The sequence below is a fragment of the Amycolatopsis sp. NPDC003861 genome (assembly GCF_053605405.1).
Genome location: NZ_JBSGJD010000075.1, coordinates 1 through 26,432, shown reverse-complemented (window position 1 = coordinate 26,432; position 26,432 = coordinate 1). Strand labels below are relative to the sequence as shown.

17 protein-coding genes are annotated in these 26,432 nt (G+C 73.9%); 12 read left to right on the top strand and 5 right to left on the bottom strand.

The window, feature by feature from the left end:
• Positions 1-18 precede the first annotated feature (18 nt).
• The 6 genes from ACWEVN_RS20190 to ACWEVN_RS20165 all read left to right on the top strand — a co-directional run bounded on the left by ACWEVN_RS20190 (position 19) and on the right by ACWEVN_RS20165 (position 15,614).
• Positions 19-1,569: a lactonase family protein gene (locus tag ACWEVN_RS20190; protein ID WP_452052269.1), complete on the top strand. Its 1,551-nt coding sequence runs from the start codon at positions 19-21 to the stop codon at positions 1,567-1,569.
• Between the two features lie 117 nt (positions 1,570-1,686).
• Positions 1,687-11,241: a beta-ketoacyl synthase N-terminal-like domain-containing protein gene (locus ACWEVN_RS20185; RefSeq protein ID WP_452052268.1), complete on the top strand. Its 9,555-nt coding sequence runs from the start codon at positions 1,687-1,689 to the stop codon at positions 11,239-11,241.
• 21 nt (positions 11,242-11,262) lie between these two features.
• Positions 11,263-12,126, top strand: a complete 864-nt coding sequence (locus ACWEVN_RS20180; RefSeq protein ID WP_449685775.1) for a phytanoyl-CoA dioxygenase family protein — start codon at positions 11,263-11,265, stop codon at positions 12,124-12,126.
• Positions 12,127-12,240: 114 nt separating this feature from the next.
• The gene (locus ACWEVN_RS20175; RefSeq protein WP_452052267.1) at positions 12,241-13,113 is read left to right on the top strand and encodes a DMT family transporter; all 873 of its coding nucleotides are present in this window, start codon (positions 12,241-12,243) and stop codon (positions 13,111-13,113) included.
• Positions 13,114-13,168: 55 nt separating this feature from the next.
• On the top strand, positions 13,169-14,518 hold the full coding sequence (locus ACWEVN_RS20170) for a cation:proton antiporter (RefSeq protein WP_452052266.1): 1,350 nt from the start codon (positions 13,169-13,171) through the stop codon (positions 14,516-14,518).
• 7 nt (positions 14,519-14,525) lie between these two features.
• Entirely contained in the window at positions 14,526-15,614 is a 1,089-nt protein-coding gene (locus ACWEVN_RS20165) for a DNA glycosylase AlkZ-like family protein (RefSeq protein ID WP_452052265.1), read from the top strand.
• Between the two features lie 22 nt (positions 15,615-15,636).
• On the opposite strand, the gene ACWEVN_RS20160 is transcribed toward ACWEVN_RS20165, so the two are convergent.
• Together ACWEVN_RS20160 and ACWEVN_RS20155 are read right to left on the bottom strand one after the other, a co-directional pair.
• On the bottom strand, positions 15,637-17,064 hold the full coding sequence (locus tag ACWEVN_RS20160; protein ID WP_449685771.1) for an MFS transporter: 1,428 nt from the start codon (positions 17,062-17,064) through the stop codon (positions 15,637-15,639).
• A gap of 35 nt (positions 17,065-17,099) precedes the next feature.
• Complete coding sequence (locus ACWEVN_RS20155; RefSeq protein WP_452052264.1) at positions 17,100-18,359, bottom strand: peptide ligase PGM1-related protein; 1,260 nt, start codon at positions 18,357-18,359, stop codon at positions 17,100-17,102.
• Between the two features lie 225 nt (positions 18,360-18,584).
• On the opposite strand from ACWEVN_RS20155, the gene ACWEVN_RS20150 reads away from it, so the two are divergent.
• The 3 genes from ACWEVN_RS20150 to ACWEVN_RS20140 all read left to right on the top strand — a co-directional run bounded on the left by ACWEVN_RS20150 (position 18,585) and on the right by ACWEVN_RS20140 (position 20,369).
• A complete protein-coding gene (locus tag ACWEVN_RS20150; RefSeq protein WP_452052263.1) occupies positions 18,585-19,268 on the top strand; it encodes an RNA polymerase sigma factor in 684 nt (227 codons plus the stop codon).
• 143 nt (positions 19,269-19,411) lie between these two features.
• Entirely contained in the window at positions 19,412-19,687 is a 276-nt protein-coding gene (locus ACWEVN_RS20145) for an anti-sigma factor family protein (RefSeq protein ID WP_449685769.1), read from the top strand.
• A gap of 94 nt (positions 19,688-19,781) precedes the next feature.
• A complete protein-coding gene (locus tag ACWEVN_RS20140) occupies positions 19,782-20,369 on the top strand; it encodes a DM13 domain-containing protein (RefSeq protein WP_452052262.1) in 588 nt (195 codons plus the stop codon).
• Positions 20,370-20,790: 421 nt separating this feature from the next.
• On the opposite strand, the gene ACWEVN_RS20135 is transcribed toward ACWEVN_RS20140, so the two are convergent.
• Positions 20,791-21,237: a glycogen operon protein GlgX gene (locus tag ACWEVN_RS20135; protein ID WP_449685767.1), complete on the bottom strand. Its 447-nt coding sequence runs from the start codon at positions 21,235-21,237 to the stop codon at positions 20,791-20,793.
• Positions 21,238-21,320: 83 nt separating this feature from the next.
• Here ACWEVN_RS20135 and ACWEVN_RS20130 point away from each other — a divergent pair, with 83 nt between their 5' ends.
• Together ACWEVN_RS20130 and ACWEVN_RS20125 are read left to right on the top strand one after the other, a co-directional pair.
• Positions 21,321-22,067: a TetR family transcriptional regulator gene (locus ACWEVN_RS20130; RefSeq protein WP_452052261.1), complete on the top strand. Its 747-nt coding sequence runs from the start codon at positions 21,321-21,323 to the stop codon at positions 22,065-22,067.
• Positions 22,068-22,528: 461 nt separating this feature from the next.
• Positions 22,529-24,400 (top strand): amino acid adenylation domain-containing protein, encoded by a 1,872-nt coding sequence (locus ACWEVN_RS20125; protein ID WP_452052260.1) that lies wholly within the window; start codon positions 22,529-22,531, stop codon positions 24,398-24,400.
• 46 nt (positions 24,401-24,446) lie between these two features.
• Here the strand turns inward: ACWEVN_RS20125 and ACWEVN_RS20120 are convergent, their stop codons facing one another.
• Both ACWEVN_RS20120 and ACWEVN_RS20115 read right to left on the bottom strand, forming a co-directional pair.
• Positions 24,447-25,277, bottom strand: coding sequence for a class I SAM-dependent methyltransferase (locus tag ACWEVN_RS20120; RefSeq protein WP_452052259.1), 831 nt, complete (start codon positions 25,275-25,277; stop codon positions 24,447-24,449).
• 23 nt (positions 25,278-25,300) lie between these two features.
• Complete coding sequence (locus ACWEVN_RS20115) at positions 25,301-25,708, bottom strand: RidA family protein (RefSeq protein ID WP_449685763.1); 408 nt, start codon at positions 25,706-25,708, stop codon at positions 25,301-25,303.
• Between the two features lie 203 nt (positions 25,709-25,911).
• On the opposite strand from ACWEVN_RS20115, the gene ACWEVN_RS20110 reads away from it, so the two are divergent.
• The coding region (locus ACWEVN_RS20110) for a condensation domain-containing protein (RefSeq protein WP_452052258.1) at positions 25,912-26,432 on the top strand (521 nt) is incomplete at its 3' end.

The following is a 26,432-nucleotide window of genomic DNA, read 5'->3' as shown; positions in this document are numbered from 1 at the left end:
TCCAGCAAAGGAGTGACGATGGACAACACGACCAACGCCGGAGGAAGCCACGGCTTCGACCGCGGCCCCCGCACCCAGGGCTTCCCCGCCCAGCCGCCGACCGGGCCACCCGGCGCCGCCCCGCGGCCGGACCTCGGCTTCGCGCCGCCCGCCCCGCCGCCGCGGCGACGGCGCCGCGGCCCGGCGATCGTGGTCGGGGCGCTGGTCGCGGTGATCGCGATCGCCGCCGGGTTCGTCGTCGGCTGGGTCGTCAACGACGACTCGGACGGCGCGGACGGGCTGCCGGTCCCGCTGGCCGCCCAGAACGGCACGGCCGCCGGCGACGCCGGGGACTCCCTCGCCGGGGCGGGCAACCCCGCCGCCGGTGGCGGTGGCCCCTTCGACCTGCGCCGCGGCGCGGTGTTCGTGCAGACGAACGATCCGACGGCCAACGAGGTCATCGCCTTCTCGCGCAGCGAGGACGGGCGGGTGCACGAGGTCGGCCGGTACAAGACCGGCGGCGTCGGCAGCGGCAGCTTCGAGGACTCCGCGCACGGCATCGTGCTCGGCACCACGGCGGGGGAGACCTCCCCGCAGCACAACCTCGACAGCGCGCAGCTGCTGTACGTGGCCAACGCGGGCAGCGACTCGATCAGCGTGTTCCGGGTCGCCGCCGACGGCCTCCAGCTGGTGTCGAACGTGCCCTCCGGCGGGACCAAGCCGGTGAGCCTCACGGTGAACCACGGCCTGCTCTACGCGCTCAACAGCGGTGAGCTCGACGACCGGTTCGTGCTCCGGTTCCCCGACCAGTTCCTGGACAACTGCACGCACGGCGACCAGCCGTCGGTCTCGGGCTTCCGGATCGACGTCGAGGGCAGGCTCACCCCGATCCCCTCGTCCACCCGCCCGCTCAGCGGCGGCGGCCGCTCCGGCTGCGCGCAGGTCTCGTTCACCCCGGACGGTTCGCAGCTGGTCGTGTCCGAGCGCGTCGCGACACTGCCCACGCAGCCGGCCGAGAACGGGGCCATCGACACCTTCGCCGTCAACCCCGACGGGACGCTGGGGGCCAAGTCCGTGCAGAACACCTCCGGCGCCGGCCCGTTCGGCTTCGCGTTCACCAAGGACGGCACGGTCCTGTTCAGCGAGCAGAACCACACCGACAAGGGCAAGGGCACCGCGAGCAGCTACACCATGCTGGGCAACGGAACCCTGAAGGCGATCAGCAAGGCCGTGCCCAACAGCGGCACCGACACGTGCTGGATCGTCCCGACCAACGACGGGAAGCTGGCGTTCACCTCGAACGCGCTGGGCGGCGGCTCGCTCTCGAGCTACCGCGTCGAAGACACCGGGGCGCTGACGCTGCTGCACCCGCAGGCCACCGACAAGGGCCCCAAGGACGGCACGCTGGACATCGCGCTCAGTCACGACAGCCGGTGGCTGTACCAGCTCAACTCCCACTTCGGGCTGCTGCAGGTGTTCCAGGTGAACGCCGACGGCACGCTGAAGTTCCTCGAGGAGCACAAGGCGTTCGACGTGGTCCTCCCGGAGAACGGCGGCCAGCTGCCCCCGTTCGGGATCGCCGCGTACTGACCGTCCACAAAGGACCAGTAGGACTCCGCCGTGCGTGCTGTGACGCCGTGGCGACGGCGGTCCGGCAAGACTTCCGACCACACCGAGGCAGGCGCACGAACGACGAAAGTGGGCACCGTGAACAGGGAAACCGCTCTCACCCGGTCCCAGCTCCGCATGTGGTTCATGCAGGCGATGGACGTCCGGCGCACCGATCTGACGATCGCCTGCGCCGCCCGGCTCAGCGCCCCGATCGGGGTCGAGGAGCTGCAGCGCCGGCTCCTCGACGTCGTCGCCGGGAACCCGCTGCTGTCGGCGGTCGTCGACGCGGCAGCGGGTGAGCCGGTGTGGCGGTCGCTGCCGCCGCGGGAGGCCGTCCTCGCCGCGGTGCGGCCCACCGTGCGGGCCGCGAACCCGGCTCGGCTGCGCGCCCTCTACGCCGATTTCGCCGAGCAGCCGTGGGATCTGGGCCGGGAACTGCCGTGGTCGGCCGGCCTGGTCGTGACGCCGGAAGCGACGTACCTGTGCTGCCGGTTCCACCACCTGGTGTGCGACGGCGACCGCTCGCTGGAGCTGTTCCTCGCCGGGCTCGACGACCGGCCGCCGGCCGCGGCCGGGCCGGAGCTCGGCCGGCTGGTCACCGAACCGCCGCTGCCGGAGGACGCCGGCGCGGAGGTGGCCCGGCTCGCCGCGGCGCTCACCGCCCCGGGGGACCTGCGGCGGCGGGTCGTCGAGCCCGGCCCTGGCGGCCACCGCTGGAGCGGGGTCCTGGACCCGGGGCCGGACGGTGCACCCGACGAAGTCCACCTCCTGCGGCGCCTGCGGGCGGCGACCGCCCACCTCGTCCCGGGGGAGCAGCTGCTCGTCGCGATCCCGTTCGACGGCGGCACGCCGGAGCAGGCCGGGCAGTTCGGCTACTTCGGCAACCCGGGGATCGCCGTCCTGCCGGCGGACGACGACGACCCGCGGTGGGCGGAGCGGGAGTACGACCGGGCCCGTGCCCTGGCGCAGGTGCCGTTCCAGCACGTCATGGCCGACGACGGGTTCCGCGCCGCGGCCGACCCCGCCCACCCCTTCGACGTCCTGCTCGTGCCCCGGACCCTGTTCGGCCACCGCGGGCAGCTCGTCGAGTCGGTGGCGGAGCCCGCCGTCAGCAGAACGCCGTACGCCCTGGTGCTCAACCACTGGCGCGACGGCGACGGCCGGCTGCGCGTGCAGCTGGAGTCCACTGTGGTCGGTCCGGAGGTGCTCGGCCACCTGGGCGCGAGGCTGCAGGGGGACACGGACCACCGCGACGACGGCCGCCAGGGAGCGCCGCAGGCGGAGCTCGACGTGCTCGAGCGGCTGTCCGCCGTGGTCGAGGCCCAGCCGGACGCGGTGGCCGTCGACGCTCCCGGCACCGGCACGGCGTCCTACGGGCAGCTGTGGGCGGAAGCCACGGCGCTCGCGGACGTCCTCGGCCGGACGCTGCCGCCGGAGCACCGCGTCGTCGCGGTGGTGGGCCGCAAGCACCCCGCCGAGATCGCCTGCGTGCTCGGGGTGAACCTGGCCGGGGCCACCGTGCTGCGGCTCGACCGGGGCCCGGCGGCCACCCGGCGCGCGCTGGCCGGGGTGGCGGGGATCGGCGCGGTCGTCCGGCTGCCCGGCTCCCCGGTGCGCGGCACCGGGCCGGAGGAATCGTTCGAAGGAAGCTTCGGGACGTACCGGATCGTCACCGGGGCCCGCGGCCCGGCCGCCGGTCCGGAGCGGCCGCTCTACATCACGCTGACGTCCGGCTCGACTGGACAGCCCAAGCCGATCCCGTTCGCCCGCGCGGACCTCTCCGCACTGGTCGCCTGGCACCTGCGGACGTTCCCCTCGCCGCGGCGGATGCTCCAGTTCTCCAAGCTGTCGTTCGACATCGCCTACCACGTCATCTACGCGACGCTGTGCGGCGGCGGCACCCTCGTGGCGGCCGGCAAGGAAGTCCGCGACGATCCCCGGAAGCTGCTGGAGTTCCTGGCCGCGGCGGACATCGAGAAGGTGTACCTGCCGACCGTGCTGCTGCGGCCGGTGGCCGAGTCGGCGCTGGTGGAACCGGCCGTGGCGACCCCGGCGCTCAAGGAGGTCCTCGTCGCCGGCGGCGGGCTCCGGATCACCCCCGAAATCCGCGAGTGGTTCGGTCGCACCTCGGCGCGGCTGGTCAACCAGTACGGCATGTCCGAGACCCAGGACGTCACCAGCCACCAGCTCGGGGGACCGCCGTCCGGCTGGCCGGACCGCCCGGCGGCGGGCTTCCCGATCGACGGCGTCGACGTCCGGGTGGTCGGCGGGGACGACGTCGAACTGCCGCCGACCCTCAGCGGCGCGGTGGTCGTCCGCCGCGGCACCGACGCGGTCGTCACCGGAGACGTCGGCTACACCGACCGCGACGGCAGGCTGCACATCCTCGGCCGGGATAGCCGGGTCATCAAGCGCCGCGGCTTCCGCGTCAACCTGCAGGCCCTGGAGGCCGAGACCGCCGCGGCGCCCGGCGTGGCCGATGCCGTCGCCGTGCACCACCCGACCCCGGCCGGCGGCACCGAGATCGTCGTCGTGGCGACCCGGCAGGACTCCGCCGCCGAGCCCGAGCCGGCCGCGATCCGCGACCGGGTCGCCGAACGCCTCGGCGACGGCTACGAGTTCGAGCTCCGGTTCGTGCCCGCGCTCCCGCGGCTGGCCAACCACAAACCCGACCTGCAGGCGATCACGAAGCTGGCGGAGGAGGCCGGCGCGCGGCGGACGTCCGGTGCGCCCGCCGCCGACCCGGGCGCGGCGGGGTCGGCCGTGCTCGCCGCCGTCCGCGACCTCACCGGCAACCCGGCCGTCGACGAGCACTCCCGGTTCCTCGACGCCGGACTCGACTCGATCAGCCTGATGACCCTGGCGGCCCGGCTCGGCCGGGACCACCCCAGCCTGTCCGTCGCCGACTTCTTCCGCCACCCGGTGATCGGGGACCTGCAACGGGCCCTGGCGCAGCCGGCCTCCCGGCCCGCCGACGTGCGGCCCGAGCCGGCCGCCGCCCGCGAGCCGGACGAGGTGGCCGTCGTCGGCCTGGCCGGCCGGTTCCCCGGCGCCCCGGACGTCGAATCCTTCTGGCGCACCCTGCTCGACGGGACCTCCGCGGTGACGGCTCCCGGCGACGGCGGCACATTCGTCCGCGCCCAGGGCCACCTGGCCGACGTCGACGCGTTCGACCACGCGTTCTTCGGGATCAGCCCGGCCGAAGCCCGGCGGATGGACCCGCAGGTGCGGGTGTTCCTCGAGCTGTGCTGGACCGCGCTGGAAGACGCCGGCGAAGTGGCCGGCCTGCCGGGCAAGAACGTCGGCGTGTTCGCGGGCGCCGGGCTGAGCACCTACCTGCTCAACGAGGTCGAGCCGCGGCGGCTGGCCGACGACGACACCCCGTTCCTGGAGCACAACACGCTCGCCGAACGGCTCGGCACCGACCGGAACTACCTCACCTCGACCGTGTCCTTCCGGCTCGGCCTGACCGGCCCCAGCGTCGTCGTGCAGGCCGCCTGCGCCACCGCGCTCACCGCCGTGCACACCGCCCGCCGGGCCCTGCTGGCCGGCGAATGCGACCTCGCGCTCGCCGGCGGCGTGTCGATCATCTACCCGCAGCCGGAGGGCTACGAGTACGTCGAAGGCTCGGTCCGCAGCCGCCACGGCGTGTGCCGCCCGTTCGACCGCGAGGCCGACGGGACCGTCTTCGGCAACGGCGCCGGGGTCGTCGTCCTCAAGCGCGCCCGCGACGCGCGGACCGGCGGCAACACGGTCTACGCCGAGGTCGTCGGCAGCGCCGTCAACCACGACGGGGCCGCGAAGGCCGGCTTCAGCGCACCGAACCCGGCGTCGCAGACCCGGCTGATCGACGCCGCCGTCGGCGCTTCGGACCCCGTGGTCGACTTCGTGGAAGCGCACGGCACCGGAACCGCGATCGGCGACGTCATCGAGTGGGACGGGCTGCTCGCGTCCCGCCTGCAGGCCCCGGACGAGGCCACGCCGTGCCTGGTCGGCTCGGTCAAGGGCAACGTCGGCCACCTCGACGAAGCCGCCGGGATCGCCGGGTTCGTCAAGGCCTGCCTGGCCGTCCGGTACCGGCTCTACCCCGGGACGTACGGCTTCTCCGCCCTGCACCCGGGCCTGACCGGGACCGGCCGGTTCACGGTGACCGGCGACAGCCGCAAGCTGCCCGACGACCGGCCCGTCCGCGGCGGCGTCAGCTCGTTCGGCATGGGCGGCGCGAACTGCCACGTCCTGCTCCGCTCGCCGGCGGCCCCGCGGGTGAGCGAAGACGCCGGGACGCTGGGCGACCGCGACGCCCCGCTCTACCTGCCGGTCAGCGGCCGGAGCCGGGACTCCCTCGGCGCACTGGCGACGCGGCTGGGCGAGCGGCTCGGCCACGACGCGGCCCAGCTGCCCGCGGCGAGCGTCGTGCGCACCCTCACCCACGGCCGCGAGCACTTCGGCGAGCACCGGGGCGTGCTCGTGCACGGTGCCGGCGCGCCGCCGTTCCGCGAGTTCCCGACCGCCGCCGTGCGCGGCGAGACCGTCTGGGCGTTCCCCGGGCAGGGCAGCGGGTTCTCCTGGGACGCGGTGGCCGAGCTGGTCCGGTGGCCGGTCTTCGGCGAGCGGTTCCCGGCCCTGCTCGCGGAGTTCGCGGACCGGCTCGGGCCCGAAGCGTTCGAGCGGCACGTCGGACGGCGCACCGGCGACCCGGCGCGGCCGGTGGACACCGACGGGGCCGCGTGCGGCGACCCGTGCACGATCCGCGAGCAGGTCCTGCAGTTCTCGTTCCAGCTCGCGCTGGCCGACCTGCTGCGGTCGTTCGGCTGCGCCCCCGACGTCGTCACCGGGCACAGCCTGGGGGAGATCACCGCCGCCGTGTGCGCGGGCCTGCTGGCCGAACCGGACGCGCTCACGCTGGTGGCCGCCCGCTGCACCCTGATGGACGCCGCCCCGGCCGGGTTCATGGCCCAGGCGCGCTGCTCGCACGACCGGGCCCGGGCGCTGGCCGCGGACCTCGACCTCGACGTCGCGGCGGTCAACGGCCCGGCGCAGGTCGTGCTGGCCGGCCCCCGGCCCCGGCTCGACGACCTGCGGCGGACCGCGTCCGCGGCGGGCATCCACCTGACCCCGCTGCCCGTCGGCAAGCCGTTCCACAGCCGGCTGCTGGCCGGGGCGGCCGGCGAGCTGGAGCGCGGCGCGCCCGTCCCGGCCCACCCCGCCGCGGTGGCGTTCGTCGGCTCGAACGCGGCCTACGGCCCCACCCGCGAACCGGACGGCCTGCGGTACTGGACGACCCAGCTGACCTCGCCGGTGGACTTCCTCGCCGCCGCCGAGCAGGTGCTCGGCCGCTCGCCGCACCCCGCGATCGTGGTCGAGCTCGGTTTTTCCGCCACGCTCTCGCGCCTGGTGCGCGCCGCGGCGACCGACGGCGCGGTGCCGGCCCCGGAACTGGTCTGCGACCTCAAGAAGTCCGTCCCCGGCTACGTCGGCAAGGTCGCCGCGGCGGCCTACCGCGCCGGCCGCGGGCCCGATTGGGCCGCGCTCAACCGGGTGACCGGCGGGGGCCTGCTCCCGCTGCCCGCCTACCCCTTCGACCGCACCGAAATCCGGCCGCTCGGCCCGGTGCCGCGGCGCGGGCCGCTCGGCGACGTGCTCGCCCCGGACGTGCCGTTCACCCTGGCTCCGTCCGATGAGGACTGGATCGGCGGCCACCGCGTCGGCGACCGGTGGCTCGTCCCGGCCGCCGGCATTCTCCGCCTCTTCGCCCGGATCGGGCGCGCGGTGCGCCCGGACGGCACCGACGTCCTGCTGGCCGACGTCTCCTTCGAGCGGCCCATCGCCTTCGAAACCGAGACCGACGTCGTGGAGGCCCGGATCTCGGTCGGGTCCGGCTCGCCCGCCGAGTGCGTCCTGTGGACCCGGCGGCCCGGGCAGGCGTGGACCCGCAACGCCGCGGCCCTGCTCACCGACGAGGTCCGCGAGGTCGAGACCCCGGACGGCGCCGCCGACCCGGTCGACGCCGACCGGCTCTACCGGCGGTTCGAAGACCAGGGACTGCACTACGGCACCGGCTTCCGCGGCCTCGCCCGGATCACCGCCGGCCCCGCGGCGGCGCGGGCGCACTGGCGGCCGGAAGAAGCCCGCGGGGACCGCACCCGCCTCGGCATCGGCACCGACGAGGTGGCCGCGGTCGACGGCGTGCTGCAGCTCGCGGACGTCCTGGCGGCCACGGCCGGACCGGACGTCCGGATGCCCGCGCACGTGGCGTGGGCCCGGCTGCGGGCGGTCGCGGCCCCGGCCGACCTGATCGCCGTCGGTCCCGACGGGCCGGCCACCGTTTCCGGCACCCTGTCCGGCGAGACCGGGGGTGTGGTCGCCGAGCTCGCCGGCGTCCGGTTCCAGGGCGATCGCCGCGGCGGCGAGGTGGCCCACCGGCTCCGGTGGCGGCCGCACGTCCCGGTCGGCGCCGACCTGCCCGGCCCGGTGGCCGCGGCGCTCGAGGAGGCGCACGCCGCCCTGTCCGCACCGGACGACGAAGTCACGCGGTACCAGCGGCGGATCCGGCAGCTGGAAGACCACGCCGTGCGCGTCCTCGACTCGGCGGGCGCCCGCGAGTACCTGGCCGGAGCGACCGGGACCACGCCGGCCGGCATCCGGCGCCTGCGGGCCTTCGCGAACCTGCTCGACCGCCCGCGCCCGGCCGTCACGGAAGTGCCGCCGGAGGGCGCGCTGGACGCCGAGTGGGCCATCGTCGGCAACTGCGCCGGCCAGCTGCCGGGGTTCTTCGACGGTTCCCTCGACGGCGAAAGCATCCTCTTCGGCGGCTCCGGCGCGGCCCGGCTGCGGTCCTACTACCAGAGCTCGTTCCTGCTCAACCGGCTCAACTCCGCGCTGGCCGGGGTGGTCGCGTCCGCGGCGGCCGCGCACGCCACCCGGCCGCTGAAGGTCCTCGAGGTCGGTGGCGGCACCGGCGCCACCACCGAGGGCGTCCTCGCCGCGCTCGGCGACCTCGGGGCGGCCGCGGACTACACCTTCACCGACCTCAGCGAGGGGCTGAACCGGCTCGCCGCCGAGCGGTTCGGGGCGCACCCCGGCTTCCGCACGGCGCTCGCCGACCTCGACTCGGACGAGTCGGTCGGCGCGCTCGACGACGACTTCGACGTCGTGGTCGCGGTGGACGTCGTGCACGCCACCCGGGACGTCGGCGCCACGCTGGACCGGCTCGCCGGGCGCCTCGCGCCGCACGGGATGGTCCTGCTGGTCGAAGACCTCAAGGCGCTGGCCTGGGTGGACCTGACCTTCGGGCTGCTCGACAGCTGGTGGTCCTTCGACGACGACGTCCGGGCGGACCACCCGCTCCTGCCCGAGGAACACTGGCGGGCCCTGCTGGACAGCCGGTTCGGCCGGGTCGACGTGCTCCGGGCGTGCGGCGGGCTGCCCGCCGGGGACACCGTCGCTGACGAAGGGCTGTTCGTCTGCGCCAACCCGCGCCCGGCGGACCGGGACGAGCCGGTCGTCGTCGACGTCGCGACCGGCGCGGACGTCGGGGACCTGCTGCCCGCGTCGGCACGCACGGCCGTGCTGCGGTTCGAGCCGGCCGAGCCGGACGCGGACACGGCCGGGTGGTTCGCCGCCGCGCTGCTGCGGGCGGTCCGGCGGGCCGAGGAGCTGCCGCGGCTGGACACCCTCGTGTTCGGCACCCCGGACGGGGCCGCCGCGGGGCCGGCCGGGGCGATGGCCGCGGCACTGGCCCGGGTCGCGGCCTCGGAAGACCGCCGGGTCCGGACCCTCGCCTTGGCCGTCGACGGGCACGGCCCGGCCGCCGAGACCGTCCGGCAGGTGAAGACCCTGCTGACGCACCGCGGCGCACACGTCACCGCACGGATCTGCGACGGCACGCTGCTGCTGCCCGCGGTCGAACCCGCCGGTCCCGCGCCGGACGGCGAGCCCCTCGACCACGACGCGCTGGTGGTGTTCGGCGGCGCGAGCGACCTCGCCCACGCCGTCACCGAATGGTTCGTCACGAACCACGGCACCGGCCGGGTGTGGCTGGCCGGCCGGTCGGTCCTCGACTCCGGCACCGAACGGTTCGCCGCCCGGCTCGCGGACACCGGTGTCCAGGTCCGTTACGTGCCGGCCGACGTCGGCGACGCGGCCGACGTCCGCGCGGTGGCCGAGCGGGTGCTGGCGGACTCGGCGAAGCCGCTGGTGCTCAACCTCGCCGCGGTGCTGCGCGACGGCACGATCGACACCGTCGGCGCCGAAGACCTCGAAGCCGTGCTGCGGCCCAAGGTCCGCGGGAGCCACCACCTCCGAACCGCCTTCGCCGGCACCGCCGCCCGGTTCGTGCTGTTCAGCTCCACCAGCGTCCTGCTCGGCAACGCCGGCCAGGCCGCGCACGGCATGGCCTGCGCCTACCTGGACGGCCTCGCCGCGGCCCCGGACGTAGTGGCGGTGCAGTGGGGGCCGTGGGACGGCGTCGGCGTCACCGCCCGGCGCGGGCTGAACACGGCCTTGCGCCGGGCGGGGGAGAACCCGTTGCCCGCGGCCGTCCTGCTGCCCGAGCTCGACCGGGCCTGCCGGACCGGGGAGCCCGGCATCGCGGCCGACCTGAGCGCGCCCGTCCTGCGCCGGCACCCGTTCCACACCGCCTTGCTGCCCGCCCTGCCCCGCCCGGCGGCCACTCCGGACGCGCCGGAAAGCACGAGCGCGGCCCCGGCCGGTGAAACCGCGCCCGACGGCGAGCTCGTCACCGCGGCGGTGGCGTCCGTGCTCGGGGTGGCGCCCGGCGAGCTGGCCGCGGACCGGTCGCTGGCCGACAACGGCGTCGACTCCCTGACCCTGATCGAGGTCCGCGCGCTCATCGAGCGCCGGAGCGGGGTCCGGGTGCCGCTGAACGACCTGTCCGACGCGCCGACCCTGGCCGCGGCCGCGGACGCCGTCCGGCCGCGGGTCGCCCCGGCGGCCACCGAACCGGTGGCCACGGACCCGGTGTTCTACGTTTCCGGCATCTTCGGGCGGCTCGACGGCGCGCCCGACCTGGAGAGCGCGCTGACGACGCCGGGCGGGCTGGTCACGCTGTCTTCGCCGACCCGCGAGGCGGGGGCGGCGGGCCGGACCGACGTCGTGGCGGTGGCCGGCGACCTGGCCGATCGGGTCGAGTCGGTGCAGCCGGAGGGCGAGATCACCCTCGCCGGTCACTCGTTCGGGGTGATGGTCGCCTGCTCGCTGGCCGTCGAGCTCAAGCGCCGGGGGCGGACCCTGCGGCGGTTCGTGGCCGTCGACGGCGAGCCCGTCGCCGCGGCCGCCGAAGCCGCCGTCGAACCCGCCGGTGAAGCGGAATTCACGCGCCTGCTGGAGCTGGGCGGCGGCGCGGGCCGCCTGTCCGGGGACAGCCGGGCCGAGGCCTGGGAGAGCTACCGGGTCAACTGCGAGATCGCCCGCTCGCCGCAGGTCGTCGGCGAGCTCGGCTGCCCGATCGTCGTCGCCGTGCCCGAGACCGCCACCGGCGTCGGTCTCGGACCCGGCCGCGCGGCCGCGCTGGCCGCCGAAGCCGAAGAGAAGTTGGGAGGTACTTCCGTTGCCGTAGTCCGCATCCCGGGTGATCACTTCTCGATGCTGCGCTCGCCGCACGTCACCCGGCTCGCCGAACACCTCGAGTGAGACAACCGAAGGAGACACGAGATGACTTCCATCGCCACCCCGGCGGCCGCCACCGAACGGTTGCTGACCCCGGACGAGGCCGCGCAGTTCCACGAAGACGGGTACGTCGTCAAGCGCGGGCTCTTCTCCGCCGGCGAGCTGCGCCCGCTGCAGGACGAGCTCGACCGCCACCCGGACATCCGCGGTTCGCAGTCCAGCATTCCCGACCTCGAAGGGAAACTGTGGAAGGTCACCATCTGGTGCGAGCAGAACGACACCTACGCCGGCAAGCTGCCGCGCCTGGCCCGGATGGTCGACAACACGTCCCTGCTGCTGGGTGAGGAAAGCTACTTCTGGCACATCAAGCTCGTCCGCAAGAGCGACGACGTCCCCGGCGCGGTCGACTGGCACCAGGGGTACGCCTACTGGTACGACGACTGCGTCTACCCGAACACCGTCACGTGCTCGGTCGCGCTCGACTCGAACAACCTGGAGAACGGCTGCCTGAAGGTGGTCAAGGGCTCGCACAAACTGGGCCGGATCGACATGGTCGACGTCGGCGGCGCGCACGTGGCCGACCCGGTGCGGACCGCGCAGATCCTCGACCGGCTGGAAGTCGTCCCGTGCGAGATGGAGGCGGGCGACGCGGTCTTCTTCCACGCCAACATGCTCCACGGCTCGCTGCCCAACAGCACCAGCCGGCCGCGCACGCTGATGCACTGCGTTTACAACGCGCGGTCGAACGAGCCGGTGGACCCGTCGAAGTCACCGCACCGGGCCTACCGCCCGACGGAGAAGCTGCCCGACGACACGCTCGCGCGCGGCGACTACGACACCGTGTTCGAGAAGCACACCTTCTTCGCGCCGGAGCAGCTCAACAGCGTCGGCGGGACCCAGGTCTTCTGACCACCGCGGTCGTCCCCGGCCGGATGTCCTTTGTGGACGGAGAAACCGGCCGGGGCCGGCGCGGTGCCGTAGGTTGGTCCGGTGGATGACGAGAGGTCAGACGTGGAGCCGTTGGTGCGGGAGAAGTCCGGCGACGCGCACGTGCGCCGGGAGCGGGTCGTCGGCATCCTGCTGATGCTGGGCTCGGCGACGTCGTTCAGCACGATCGGGTTGTTCACCCGGGCGACGACGCAGTCCCTGGGTGACGTGCTGTTCCTGCGCGGGGTGTTCGGTGCGCTCGCGATCTGGGTGGTGGCCCGGCTGTTCACCAAGCAGCGCATGACCGACCGGGAGAACTTCCGCTGGCCCGCGCTCGCCGTGGCCGGTCTGTTCACCGTCGGGATGACCAGCCTGGTCGGGGCCTACCGGCTCGGCAGCGTCGTGAACGTGTCGGTCATCTACGCGACCATCCCGATCGTCGTCGGGCTGGCCCAGCTGATCTTCTTCCGGCGCCGGCCGTCCCCGGTGTTCTGGGTGTCCGGCGCCGGCGTGGTGGTCGGCGTCGGCGTGATGGCCGGCGGCGGCCTGAGCGGCGGCGACCTGGCCGGCATGGGCCTGGCCTTCGTGATGACGGTGTGCGTGGCGGGGGTCATCCTGATCTCGCGCCGGCACCGGGACACGCCGATGCTGGCCGCGTCCGCGCTGGCCTGCCTGCTCTCCAGCCTGCTCGCGGCCCCCTTCCTGGACCGCGACCTGTTCGACCCGAAGGGGTTCGCCGTTTCGGCCCTGTTCGGCATCGTGACCCTCGGTCTGGGCCGCGTTTTCCTGGTGCTCGGCTCCGGCCGCGTGCCGTCCCGGGACGCGTCGCTGATCGACGTCCTCGACGCGCCCATGACGCCGGTGTGGACCTGGCTCGTCCTCGGCGAAGTGCCCGGTGTCAACGGCATCGCCGGCGGCGCCGTCGTGATCCTCGCCGTCCTGCTCGGCGTCCGGTACGACCGGGAGTGAGTGCCGGTCGTCCCCGGCGTCGCGGGCGGCTTTCCCCCCGAAGGTGGTCGAATCCGTGACTCCCCACATCAAAGCTGCTTCCGCCGGCGGAGGCGAAGCGGTGGCCGGCGTCGTCCTGGCCGACCTCGGCCTGCTGCTGGTGACCGCGTTCGCGTTCGCCCTGCTGGCGAAGCGCCTGCGGCAGCCCGCCGTGCTCGGCGAGATCGTCGCCGGGATCGCGCTCGGCCCCAGCCTGCTCGGCCTGCTGCCCGGCGACCCGACGGCGGTGCTGTTCCCGCCGGCCGCCCGGCCCTACCTGATGGTGCTTTCGCAGCTGGGCCTGGTGCTGTTCATGTTCGGCGTCGGCTACGAACTGCGGTTGTCGCGGCTGCGGGGCGTCGGCAAGCAGGTGACGGCGGTGTCGCTCGTGTCGGTCGCGCTGCCGTTCGCGCTCGGCGCCGGGCTCGCCCTGCTGCTGTACCCGTGGCTCGACCGGCACGAGCTGAAGATGGGCGGGGCGCTCGGGCCGGCGCTGTTCCTCGGCGCGGCGATGTCGATCACCGCGTTCCCCGTGCTGGCCCGGATCGTCACCGAGCGCGGTCTCCAGCACAGCCGGCTCGGCACGGTCGCCCTGGCCAGCGCGGCCGTGCAGGACTTCCTCGCGTGGTGCGTGCTGGCCGTGGTGGTCGCCGTCGTCACGGTGGGCGGTCCGTGGCCGCTCGGCCGGATCGCGCTCGGCTCGGCGGTGTTCGTCCTCGTGCTGGTGTACCTGGTGCGCCCGGCCCTGAAGTGGCTGCTGGCGCCGGAGCGGAAGTGGGCGGGCAGCCGGATCGCGGTGCACACCGTGCTGATGGCCGGGTTGCTGACGTGTGCGTGGACGACCGACGTGATCGGCCTGCACGTCGTGTTCGGGGCGTTCCTCTTCGGCGCCGTGGTGCCGCGGGAGGCGGTCGCCGCGAGCACGCCGGAGGTGCCGGCGCGGATCGAGCAGATGAGCCTGCTGCTGCTCCCGGTGTTCTTCACCGTCACCGGGCTTTCGGTCGACCTCGGGACGCTGGGGATGCGCGGGGTGGTGATCGTGCTCGCGGTGATCGCCGTCGCGTGCGTGAGCAAGTTCGCCGGCGCGGTCGGGGCGGCCCGCCTCACCGGGGCCGACGGGCACCGGTCGGTCGCGCTCGGCATCCTGCTCAACACCCGCGGCCTGACCGAGCTGGTCATCCTCAACGTCGGGCTGAGCCTCGGCGTGCTCGACACGCGGCTGTTCACCGCGATGGTGATCATGGCCGTGGTGACGACGCTGATGACCGGGCCGCTGCTGAGCCGTCTCAAGCGCCGTGCGCCGGCGGCCGCTTCGGTCGTCGCGCCGGCTCCGGCTCCGGCTCCGGAAGACGCCCCGGACGACGAGGACACGGCGCGCGCTGCATGATCGCCTCATGAGTGGAACCGGCCGGCTCCGGCGCCTGCGGGCGGCGGCAGTGCACGCGACCCTGGGTGATCCGGGGACGCTGACCGCCGCCGTCGAGGCGCTGGAGTTCGTGCAGTACGACCCGATCCGCCGCCCGGGCCGCGCCCAGGACCTGATCCTGCGCCACCGGGTGCGCGGCTACCGCGAGGGCGCTCTCGAGCGGGCGTACGACCGGCTCGGCCTGGACGAGGGCTACCTGCACGTCTACGGCGCGATGACCCCGCGGCTGCGGGCGCTGGCCGACCCCCGCGGCCGCCCGGAGTTCGCGTACCGGCCCTCGGGCGTGGCCGCGGACGTCCTGGCGCTGGTCGGCGAGACGGGGGTCGTCCACCCTCGGGAGGTCGCGGCCCGCCTGGGTGACGCGCGGGTGGAGAACCTCTGGGGCGGCACGTCGACGGCCACCACGCACGCGCTCGACGAGCTGCACCGGCACTGGCTGGTCCGGGTCGCCGGGCGCCGCAACGGCGTGAAGCTCTACGGTCCCGCGGCACCGGTGTCCTCGACGGGCGACCCGGCGCTCGCGCTGACCGGGTACCTGGCGCGGTTGCTGATGCCGGTTCCGTTGCCCACGTTGCGAAGCGCACTGGTGCAGCTGCGCCGCCGAGGCGGAATCGACGCCTCGGCGGCGGTCGACGCCCTGGTGGCGTCGGGGGAACTCGTCGTCGAAGTGGTGGCCGGGTGCGCGTGGGCTTGGCCGGCCGAGGCGATCGTCCCGGAAACGCCGGTACCGCCGAGGGTCCGGTTCCTCGCCCCGTTCGACCCGGTGGTCTGGGACCGCCGCCGCTTCGAGCTCCTGTGGGGCTGGCCGTACCGCTTCGAGGCGTACACACCGGCCGCGGCCCGCAGGTTCGGGTACTACGCCCTGCCGATGCTGACCGGCGACCGCGCGGTGGGCTGGGTCTGCTGCACGGCGACCGATGGCGGCTTGGCCGTGGAGGGCCGGTTCGCCGTCCGGGAGGAGAAGGGCAAGGCGTTTCGTGTGGGCTTCGACCGCGAAGCGGAGCGGCTTGCGGCGACCTTCGGGCTTTCGCTGCACTCGGCGACGTTGGGGGTGTGAGGGGTCTGTCGCCTGTGGTGGGTCAGCCGCGCGGGTCGGGGAGTTTGCGTCCGGCCGCGAAGATGACCAAGGCGACCAAGACCTGCACCGCCATCACGCCCGCGAAGGCGTCGCGGATGCCGAGGACTCCGGGCTCCGCCAGCCACAGGTACGAGCTGCCGAGCGTCGCCACGCCCGCGGCCACCGACACCTGCTGCACGGTCACCAGCACGCCGCTCCCGGCGCCGGCCTGGGTGGCGGGGACCCGGGACAGGACGACGCGGAACATCGTCGTCATCGTCAGGCCCTGGCCGAAGCCCGCGAGGGCCATGCCCGGGACCAGGGCGAGGATCGGCACGTGCGGCCAGGCGAGCAGGACCGTGCCGATGAGGACGGCGATCCCGGCCGCCTGGGCGAGCGCGCCCGTCGTCACCACCCGGTGTCCGATGTGGACTGTCAACCTGCTGCTCACCAGCGAGGCCACCAGGAACCCGACCGCCATCGGGGTGATCGCGAGGCCGGCCCCCGCGGCGCTGAACCGGAGGCCGTCCTGCAGCGTCAGCGCGTACACGAACAGGAAAGCGCCGAAGCCGGCGAAAAACGGCGCACTGAGCGCCAGTCCGCGTCGCATGCTGGGCAGCGCGAGCAGGGACGGCGGCAGCAGCGGGGTGGCGTCCTGCCGCTCGGCCCGCCGCTGGGTACGGGCGAACAGCACCGCGAGCACCGGGGCGGCGCCCAGCGACAGCCACGTCCACCACGGCCAGCCCAGCACGCGGCCGGCCATCAGCGGCACCAGGACCGCCAGGACCAGCGCACCGAACAACGGGGTGCCGGCCCGGTCGAGGCCGAGCGGGCGCTCCGAGCGGCTTTCCGGCACGGTCCGCCGGAGCGCGAGCAGGCAGACCAGCCCGATCGGCACGTTCACCAGGAAGATGGGCCGCCAGGTCAGGCCGCCGAGGTCGGCCGTCACCAGGAGGCCGCCCGCCAGCTGGCCGACGCACATGGCCAGCCCCGACGTGGCTCCCCACCAGCCCAGCGCCTTCGACCGCCGCTCGCCGGCGGTGGTGGCCTGGATGATCGACAGCACCTGCGGCACCATCAGCGCCGCCGACGCGCCTTGCGCGGCCCGGGCCGCCACCAACAGGCCGGCCGTCGGCGCGAGGCCGCCGGCGAGCGAGGTGAGGGTGAACAGGCCGAGGCCGACGGCGAACAGCCGCCGCCGGCCGAAGTGGTCGCCGAGCCGGCCGCCCAGCACCAGCAGGGTGGCGTAGGCGATCCCGTAGGCCGCGACGACCAGCTGCAGCACGACGGGTGTCGCGTGCAGGGTGCGGTCGATGGTCGGCAAGGCGACGTTGACGATGAAGAAGTCGACGATCGACAGACCGGCGCCGCTCAGCACGGTCAGCAGCCCGGCCGGGCCGAGCCCGGCCGGGGACCGCGTCCCCGGGCGCGTACCGATTGCTGTGTCCATGGTTCCACCCTCCGCGCTGCGGCGTCACACGACCGTCACTCGGCGCAGCTCCACGTCATCCGCAGCGCCGCGAGCGCCCGCTGCTCCAGCCGGGCCGCGTGCGCCGCGTCGCGCCCGGCGACCAGCCAGCCGATTTCGCCGCGGCACGCCGTGGCGTCGACGGTGACGGCCACCCCGGTCCGGGCCGGCCGGTCGTAGGCCACCTCGGCGATCTCGAGCGCCGCGACGGCCGTCGGGAAATCGCGCACCTTGATGCCCGCGCGGGTGAGCAGCACCCGGTCCCGGGCATGGTCCGGCCCGGCCAGCGCCCGGGCGAGCCGCGCGACCGGGCCGTGCCGGCCGGCGCCCGCCCGCACCCCGGTGACGAACCACCCGTCCCCGGTCACCACCGAGTCGACGCGCAGCGCACCGGCGTACCCCCGCCGCCCCGCCTCGGCCGCGACGTCCACGCTGTGCGAGGTCAGCTCGGCGCGCAGGGCCGCGGTCAGGGTTCCGCCGGGCACTTCGAGGCCCGCGACCCCGGGCCGCCGCTCGGCGACGCCCAGCAGCTCGGGCGGAACGGCGGGCCCGGGCACCCAGAATTCCGCGACGTGGGCGCGCAGGACCCGGCGGTGCACCTCGACGAGCACGTCCGCGCCGCCGTGGTCGCTCAGCAGCGGCCACAGTTCGGCGGCGAGGAAGGCGAAGTCGCAGTCGTCGCCGGGCACCCGCACGATCGGGTGCCGTTCGTCGCGGATCTCGTCGTGCACCGTCACCACCAGCCCCTCGCCCCGGCCGGAATCCCGCCGGACGAGCACGCGCCCCGCGACGGGCAGCAGCGCCCGCACCGCCGAGCAGAGGCCGTGCTCGGTGGCGACCGGCCGGCCCGGCGCGAGCGGGGCGCCGACCGCGCCGGCCAGCAGGTGCAGCCCGGCGGGTCCGTCGAGCGCTTCGGCGCCACCGAACCGGAGGAACCGGCGGCACGCGGCGTCGGTGTCCCCGCCGACCCCGGCGAGGGGGAGGCCGAGGTCGTCGGCGAGGGCCAGGACGCCGCGGCCGGGGCGGTACGGGACCAGCCGTCGCGCGCCGAGGTCGCCGGCGCGGAGTTCGGCCGCCGCCCGGCCGTCGTCCAGCGCGGGCCCGGTCACGACCAGGTTGCCGGCGCTCAGCCGCGACCCGAGCAGGTCGCCGAGGTAGCCGAGGAAGTCGTCCCCGCAGCGGTGCGGTACCAGCAGCCGGTCCCGCTCCCCGAGGACGGCCACCAGTTCGCAGCCGCATTCCGGGCCGCCCGGCTCGACGGCGATGAGGTCAGGCATCGTGGCGTCCTCGGTAGAAGGGAAGACCATCGGGCCGACCCTGCACGACTCGCCGTGAACGCGGAGTCGCACCGTCGTCACACCCGCCGTCACCTGATGTGACGGGCCGCCCGGTGTTCGCCGCCGCAACCGCCGTTCCGAGCGTTTTCGAATACGCTCTGTTCCGTTGATCAATGTGCTGCTCTATTGTCTGCGCCCTTCCATGTCTTGAGCTACCCTCGGCCCGTGGGAGGATTTACTGGGGGAGCACAACCGCTCCCGTCCGATGCCGAACTCGTCGCCCGGCTCAGGGGTGGCGACGAAACGGCGTATGCGCTCCTTCTCGACGCGTGGTCGGGAAAACTCCTGCGCGTGGCGCGATCCTTCGTCAGCACCAACGATTCGGCGCACGAGCTGGTCCAGGACACCTGGCTGGCCGTGGTGCGCGGAATCGGTGACTTCGAGGGCCGCTCATCGTTGAAGACGTGGGTCTTCCGGATTCTCGTGAACGCCGCCAAACGGCGTAGTACCCAAGAAAGGCGTACCGTCCCCTGGAGCAGTGTGGTCCTGGCGGAGGACTTCGGTCCGACGGTCGACCCGTCCCGTTTCCGCGGTTCCACCGATCCGTACCCTGGCGATTGGTGGGCCTATCCGGCCGCGTGGCCGACGCCGGAACAGGAAGCAATGGCGACGGAAATCAGAAATGAAGTGTCGTCGGCGCTGACGGAATTGCCCGAGCGGCAGCAGATCGTGCTCACGCTGCGCGATGTCGAGGGGTGCACGTCCGAAGAGGTCTGCGCAATGCTGGAGATTTCGGCGGCGAACCAGCGGGTTCTGCTGCACCGGGCGAGGGCGGCGGTCCGGCAGCGGCTCGAAGACTACCTGACGCCCGCACCGGCGGCCGACGACCCGGACGCGATCGCACCGTGACGGCACGTCGCCGAGGGGGGCCGCACCGCGATCCTCGTGCGCGGTGTAACGCTGCGCGACCCTCCGACACTGTATGTCCGTAGCTCTTGGTTGCACGGCAGTGCCGAGGAAGGTCGGACAGGTAGTCTGAACGGGTGGTCGACATGAAGAAGATGACATGTCAGGAGCTGGTCGAGCTGGTCTCGGCCTTCCTCGACGGCGAGCTCGATCCGGCCACGGAGCGCCGTCTGGTCGACCACGTCGCCATCTGCGAAGGCTGCGGGAGCTACATCGACCAGTTCCGCCGGACGATCACCACGCTCGGCGACCTGCCCGACGAATCGCCGGGGGTGCTGGCGCCGGAACGCCGCAGCATGCTGCTGGCCGAGTTCCGCAAACTGCACCCGCCCGCGGACGCCCCGGATGAAGCCGGCAATTAGTTCGCCGTAAGGGATCGGTAACCGTGCTCGGAGCGCGGGCCGGGCCATTCTTCCCGTTGAATGAGGGGCGACCGACGACGTGGAGGAGAGCGAGATGAACCGCACCCGGCGGGTATTCGGGCGGCCCTGGTTCATCGGCGTGCTGGTGGCGGGGCTCGTCGCGGTCGCCGCGGGCCTGTACTGGTTCCAGCCCTGGCAGCTCTGGGTGGACGAAACGGTGCAGGAAGCCCTGCCCGAGCCCGCCGCCGCACCGGCGACGGTGTCCGTGCCCCCGGTTTCCTCGCCGTCGGCTTCCGTGCCGTCTCGCCCGGCGGAGCCCGCGGACCTCGCAACCGGCAAGCTGATCAGCCACGAGCACCGGACCGCCGGAACCGTCCGCATCCTGCGTGCGGCCGACGGATCGCTGGTGCTGCGCCTGGAAAACCTCGAGACGAGCAGCGGCCCGGACGTGCACGTCTGGCTCACCGACGCGCCGGTGAAGCCGGGAAAGGACGGCTGGGCCGTCTTCGACGACGGCAAGCACCTCGACGCGGGCAAGCTCAAGGGCAACAAGGGAAACCAGAACTACCCGCTGCCGGCCGGCACCGACTTGGCCGGTTACCGCAGCGTGAGCCTCTGGTGCGACCGCTTCGACGTTTCCTTCGGCGCGGCGGAACTGGCCGGCCGGGACACCGGGGACTGAGCGCGACCCGGTCACCGTCGAGAACCGCTTGCCGCGTCTGGCCCTCCCGCGCTGTTACCGCGTCGAGCAGTTCGGTGGCCGTCGCGCAGGCTTCGCCGGTGATGACGTGCTCGGTGCCCGGGTCGATGCGCAGGTCCACCTCCGCCCCGGCCTGGCCGCAACACGCGCCCGCGGAGTTCCGGCGCGCGGGTGCTTGCGGGTGGTCCGCTCGGGCTTTCCTGAGGGTGTGGTGAGGCTTGGGCGGGTTGGCGCTCGCGGAGTTTCGGCTCGCGGGTGCTTGCGGGTGGCCCGCTCAGGGTTTCCTGAGGGCGTGGCAAGGCTTGAGCGGGTTGGCGCTCGCGGAGCTCCGGCGCGCGGGTGGCCCGCTTGGCGTTTCTTGAGGGCGTGGTGAGGCTTGAGCGTTCCTTGAGCGCCTGGCGCGTTACTGCCGGTGGAGGCCGGCGAGCACGGCGTCCAGGCTCGGGAGCCACCGGCGCTGCGGATCCGGGGCGACCAGCCACTCGGCGCCCGGCGTGCCGCGCCGGGGGTCGAGGGGCAGGGGGAGCAGCGTGCCCCACGCGAGCACCTCGACGGCACGGGGGAGTTCGAACTGCGGCGGGATGAGGCCGTCGGTTTCCGCCAGGATCGCCACCCGTTGGCCCTGCTGGGTCGCGATGACCACGGCCGGGCCCTGGCAGCCGTTGGCGGCGAGCCGCGCCAGCACCGGGGCGGCGCTCAGCTTCGGCAGCGTCGCGGCGCAAATGCCGTTCTCCAGCGACAGGAACGGCTGGCTCCCGCGCCACTGCACCGACCAGCCGAAGAGCCGCCGGTACACCGCATCGGCCCGGTCACGGGGCGAGACCGGCTGCAGATCCTGGTCGAGCGACATCTTCGGCGCCTTCCGCTCGGGGTGAGGATGCCAGGTTAGCGGCACTGAGTGCCACTAGCAAGCCGGGCTGCTACTTTCCCGTCATGACCGATGCACCGCACCGCGCGCCCGCCACCAGGGCCGGCGCCACCCCCGCGGGCCGGCGGCGGCTGCGGCGCGCGCTCGCCGCCGCGGCCGTGGACCTGTTCGCGGCGAACGGCTACGAGGCCACCACGGTGGACGACATCGCGGCCGCGGCCGGCATCGGGCGCCGGACGTTCTTCCGGTACTTCGAAACCAAGGACGACGTGCTCTTCGCCAACCACGACGAGATCGTGGCCGAGATGGAAGAGGTGTTCGCGGCCGCGGACCCGGGGCGCGATCCGGTCGAAGTGGCGTGCGCCGCGGTCGGGCTGGTCCTGGACGCCTACGCCGACGACCTCGACGTCTCGCTCAAGCGCTTCGCCTTGACCCGCGCCGTGCCTTCCCTGCGCGACAAGGAGGTCGCGACGGTCGATCGCTACCAGCGCGTGCTCACGCGGTACCTGCAGGCGCGCTTCGAGGACCAGGGCGACGAGGCGGCCAGCCTGCGCGCGGCCGTGCTCGCCGCGGCGATCGCCGCCGCCAACAACCACGTCCTCCGGCGCTGGCTGCGCAGTGGCGGGAAGGGTGACATCCAGGCCGACGCGGCCGAGGCGTTCGCGCTGGTCGCCGACGCCTTCCGGGCGCGGACCGGCGCCGCGGGCGGCGACGTCGCCACGGTGGTCGCCGTGATGACCACGGCGACTCCGCTGCAGCAGGTGCTCGCCGAGGTCCGGGCCGCCTTCGGTGGCGGGAGGCCCGCTTCCTGACCGAATGTGGCACTGAGTGCCACACCCGGGGCGCGTCCGCGGCGCGTGCGATGCCGGCAACGACCGCCCGGGCGCTGCGGTGGCGATTCGCCTCGCCGGCCGACGCTCACCACGTCGTCGAACGCGCATTCCTTTTCGCCGCAGTCACTCTTGATCGTCCGATGTGGACCGTGACCGCGGGTGCGTGACACTACCGTGACCCGTCACCTGATTGGCGGGTTGGCATCCCTTCGGTGCTCGGTATGGTTTTCCCCAACTGGCATCGGAGTCGACCGTTGGTGCCGGGGAACTTCTGGGGGCTCGCTCGGGGGAATCGCAGGCACGGTGCCCGGCGCCGTCGGCGCAGGGTCGCGCCCGCGGTCTGCCGCAAGCGCGCACGGACGCTCGGCTCGCGTGGCGCTTTCCCTTCACCAGCGCGGCATCCGGAGCTGATCCCGTTCCCCGGGGTGGGAGGAGCGACAGTGGAGCAAGCCGGAACGGTACCGGCGCTCGTCGGGCAGTGGGTGCGCCGCACGCCGGAGGCCGAAGCGGTCGCCGACACGCGCACCGGCGCGAGCCTGACCTACGCCGAGCTGTGGCGGCGTTCGGGCCGGTTCGCCGGTGAGCTGGCGGCCGCCGGTGCCGGGCGCGGCGACGTCGTCGGTGTCACCGTGCCGCGGTCCCCGGAGTTCGTGGTGGCCGTGCTCGGCATCCTCCGGGCCGGCGCCGCGTACCTGCCGGTCGACCCCCAGGCCCCGCCCGGCCGGGTCGCGACGATCCTCGGGAACGCCGGTGCGCGGGTCGTGGCCGGCCCGCCCGCCGCGGACCGGCCGTCGCTGCCGGTCCCGGACGCCGGTAGTGGCCCGGAGGCGCCGGAAGTCGAGCTGACCGGGGAAGACGTCGCCTACGTCTGTTCCACGTCCGGGTCCACCGGGACGCCCAAGGGGGTGCTGGTCCCGCACCGCGCCGTCCGCCGGCTCGCGACCGGGGCGCGGTTCTGCGCCCTCGGCCCCGGGGACCGCGTCGCGAACACGGCCAACCCGGCCTTCGACGCGACCACGTTCGAGCTGTGGAACACCCTCGGCAACGGCGCCACCGTGGTCGTGCTGCCGACCGTGGCCGAGCTGCCGCCGCCGGAGTGGGCGCGGCTGGCCCGGGACGCCCGGGTGTCGGCGGCTTTCCTGACGACGTCGTTGTTCCACGCGGCGGCGCGGGAACACCCCGCCGCCTTCGGGTTCCTGGACACGCTGGTGGTCGGCGGCGAACAGCTCGACCTCGGCGCGGTGCGCGAGGTGCTCGCCCACGGCGCGCCCGGCCGGCTGGTCAACGGCTACGGCCCGACCGAGACGACGACCTTCGCCACCTTCTTCGACTGCACAACGGATTCTCTGGCCGGATTGGACCGCATCCCGATCGGGTTCGCGCTGCAGGAAACCACCCTCGCGGTCGTCGGCGAAGATGGCGAGCCGGTCGAACCGGGGGAGATCGGCGAGCTGCTCGTCGGCGGCGCCGGCGTCGCGCTCGGCTACCTGGGGCGGCCGGACTTGACCGCGGAACGGTTCGTGCCGGACGAGACGGGCGCGTCGAGCTACCGCACCGGAGACCTGGTGCGCGAAGTGAACGGCGGCGCGCTGGAGCTGGTCGGGCGGCGCGACCGCCAGGTGAAGCTGCGCGGGTACCGGATCGAACTGGAAGAGATCGAGAAGGCCGCGACGGCTGTCGACGGGGTGGCGGCGGCGTTCGTGGAGAAGGTCGGAGCCGGGCCGTCGGCGTGGCTGGCAGGGTTCGTCCTGCCGACGGCGGGCGGTGGCTTCGGTTCGGCGGAGCTGTCGGCCGCGCTCGAGCGGGTGCTCCCGGCTTATATGGTGCCCGCCCGGTGGATCGTGCTCGACGAGGTTCCGCTGGGAGCGACCGGGAAAGCCGACCGCGCGGCCCTGCTCGCGTCGCTGGAGCGGCCGCCCGGCTCGCCGGCCGGGTCGCTTGGGCCGGTTGCGGGGTCGGTGGGTGGCGTGCTGGAGCCAGCGGCCGGTGCGCCGGTTGCGAGGTCGGCGGGTGGCGCGCCGCCGCGGCCGTCCGGCGAGCCGGTTGCCGAGCCGGTGGGTGGCGAGCCGCCGCGGGCGCCCGGTGAACCGGCCGGGGATGTGCTGGAGCGGGCGTGGCGTGAGGTGCTGGGCGTGACCGGCACTCCGCCCGACGCGAACTTCCTCGACCTGGGCGGCAATTCCATCCTGGCCATGCAGGTGGCCTCCCGGGTGCGCAGCGGCCTCGGGATCGTGCTGGAGCCGGCGGATGTCCTGCTGGCGGAGTCGTTCGGCGAGCTCGTCACGCGGGTTCGCGAGCTGCAACACCCATGAACGGCCCCGTCCCGGCCGCCGTGATCCGGCGGCCGGGGTGGGGTGATCACGGCCGGGCGGCGTCCCGGTGGGCCTCGGCGGCCGCGTGCAGTTCCGGCGAGTAGCGCACCCGGCCGCCCGGGCCGCCGTAGCGGCGCTTTCGGGTTCCGCCGGTGCGGCGGATCATCGTCAGGCTGTTCTGGGTCAGTTTCTGCGATTCGAGGAGGTTGACGACTTCCAGCTCGCCCGGATTCGCGCGGGCGAACTCGCCGATGTACCGGACAATGGCCTCACCCTCCGGATAAGTCAGCAGATAATGCATCAGGACGATTCCGCCGTCCGGTTTGATGCGTTCCCAGAAATTGTCGAAAAAGTACAGGCACTCCCAGGCGTCGACCCATGCGAAGTCGATCGGCGCGAACTCCTCGGGCAGCTGGTCGGCGCAGTCGCGGATATCGGCGTTGACGACCGTCACCAGGTCGTCCAGCCGCAGTTCCCGGAGCACGCCGAGCACCCGTTCGGCCGAGGACTCGGGGATCGACAGGTCGTCGACGGCGACCAGGGACGGCCGGTACGGCCGGAGGTGGAACTCCGGGGTGACCAGGGCCGGCGCGGCGTTGAGCCAGGTGTCGTCGAGCTCGTCGTGGTCGGCGAGGTGGCGGCTGGTCTTCTCGGCGAGCGCCGCCGACTCGGCGGCCACCTGGTCCCGCACGTCGGCCAGGGCCGCGGCCAGGAACGGGGTCGTGTACCCCATCCCGACCTCGAGCACCCGGCTCGGCCGGTGCAGGCAGACGAGGTCGGCCAGCAGCCGGGCGATCACCTCGGTGCCCATCTCCGGCACCCGCAGGCGTTCCGCGACGGCCTGGAATTCGGCGGTGACAAAGCGGTTGAGCTGCACTTTTCCCCCTGTGTGGACGCGGGTCAGCGGCCCCGGACGACCGCGGTGACCTCGATCTCGATCAACGCCTCGGGCCGGAACAGGGCGGCCACGGCGACGGTGGTGCTGGTCGGCAGGTCGCCGGTGAAGTACCGCCCGCGCACCTGCGCGTACGCCGCCCGGTCGGCCATGTCGGTGAGGTAGGTCCGGATGTTGACGACGTCGGCGAACCCGGCGCCGTGCGCCTTCAGGATCGCCCCGATCACCTCCAGGGTCCGTTCGGCCTGCACCGCGACGTCACCCTCGCCGACGATCGCGGCGTTGTCGTCGTCGAGGGCGACCTGGCCGGAGAGGATGAGGAGCGCGCCGTCGCCGAAGTCCAGCCGGGCCACCTGGGAGTAGGGGCCGGCCGGGGCGGGGGCGGTCGCCGGGTTGCTGAGCTCGGTGCGCATGTTCGTCCTTTGTTCACCTGCCGGGAATTCCGATTAATCGGCGAGGCCCGGTCAATTCGATCACGTCCGTCCGGCACGATACCCGATCGGCTTCGGGAGTGAGCGAAATGATCAGGGAATCGCCAACGAAGGTGGGTGGTGACCCAGATCACATGATGATCTACGAAAAGGTTGCCTATGGTGGTCGGCAGGGGGTGTGAAAGTTGCGCGAAATTCGCGAACAAGGTCGATTTCCGACGTCCTCGCCGATTGCTTCGGCCGATCGGCCGCCCGGCGGTCCCGGCCCGGGGGAGGCGCCGCTGTCGGCGGCCCAGCGCCGCCTGTGGCTGGTGGACCAGGCCGCCCCCGGCGCGGCCACCTACAACGTCCCCGTCTTCCTGCGGTGGCACGGCCGGGTGGACGTGCCCGCGCTGCGGGCCGCGCTCACCGAGGTCGTCCGGCGGCACGAGGTGCTGCGCACCCGGTACCTCCTGCGGGACGGCGACCCCGTGCAGCAGGTCGTCCCGGCGGCCCCGGTCGACGTCGAGGTCGTCGCGACCGAAGACGCCCGCGAAAGCGCTTCACACCGGGTCGCCCTGCCGTTCGACCTGGCCGCGGGCCCGGTCCTGCGCGCCACCGTCTTCCGCGGCGCCGAGGACGCGGTACTGCTGGTGCTGCACCACATCGCCTTCGACGGCTGGTCGCTCGGCCGGCTCGGCACCGATCTCGCGCTGGCCTACGACGC

What these genes read in the sequence shown, in the direction of transcription:
- ACWEVN_RS20190 (WP_452052269.1), top strand. Translation starts at nt 19, where the DNA reads ATGGACAACACGACCAACGCCGGAGGAAGCCACGGCTTCGACCGCGGC.
- ACWEVN_RS20180 (WP_449685775.1), top strand. Translation starts at nt 11,263, where the DNA reads ATGACTTCCATCGCCACCCCGGCGGCCGCCACCGAACGGTTGCTGACC.
- ACWEVN_RS20165 (WP_452052265.1), top strand. Translation starts at nt 14,526, where the DNA reads ATGAGTGGAACCGGCCGGCTCCGGCGCCTGCGGGCGGCGGCAGTGCAC.
- ACWEVN_RS20160 (WP_449685771.1), bottom strand. Translation starts at nt 17,064, where the DNA reads ATGGACACAGCAATCGGTACGCGCCCGGGGACGCGGTCCCCGGCCGGG.
- ACWEVN_RS20155 (WP_452052264.1), bottom strand. Translation starts at nt 18,359, where the DNA reads ATGCCTGACCTCATCGCCGTCGAGCCGGGCGGCCCGGAATGCGGCTGC.
- ACWEVN_RS20145 (WP_449685769.1), top strand. Translation starts at nt 19,412, where the DNA reads ATGAAGAAGATGACATGTCAGGAGCTGGTCGAGCTGGTCTCGGCCTTC.
- ACWEVN_RS20140 (WP_452052262.1), top strand. Translation starts at nt 19,782, where the DNA reads ATGAACCGCACCCGGCGGGTATTCGGGCGGCCCTGGTTCATCGGCGTG.
- ACWEVN_RS20135 (WP_449685767.1), bottom strand. Translation starts at nt 21,237, where the DNA reads ATGTCGCTCGACCAGGATCTGCAGCCGGTCTCGCCCCGTGACCGGGCC.
- ACWEVN_RS20130 (WP_452052261.1), top strand. Translation starts at nt 21,321, where the DNA reads ATGACCGATGCACCGCACCGCGCGCCCGCCACCAGGGCCGGCGCCACC.
- ACWEVN_RS20115 (WP_449685763.1), bottom strand. Translation starts at nt 25,708, where the DNA reads ATGCGCACCGAGCTCAGCAACCCGGCGACCGCCCCCGCCCCGGCCGGC.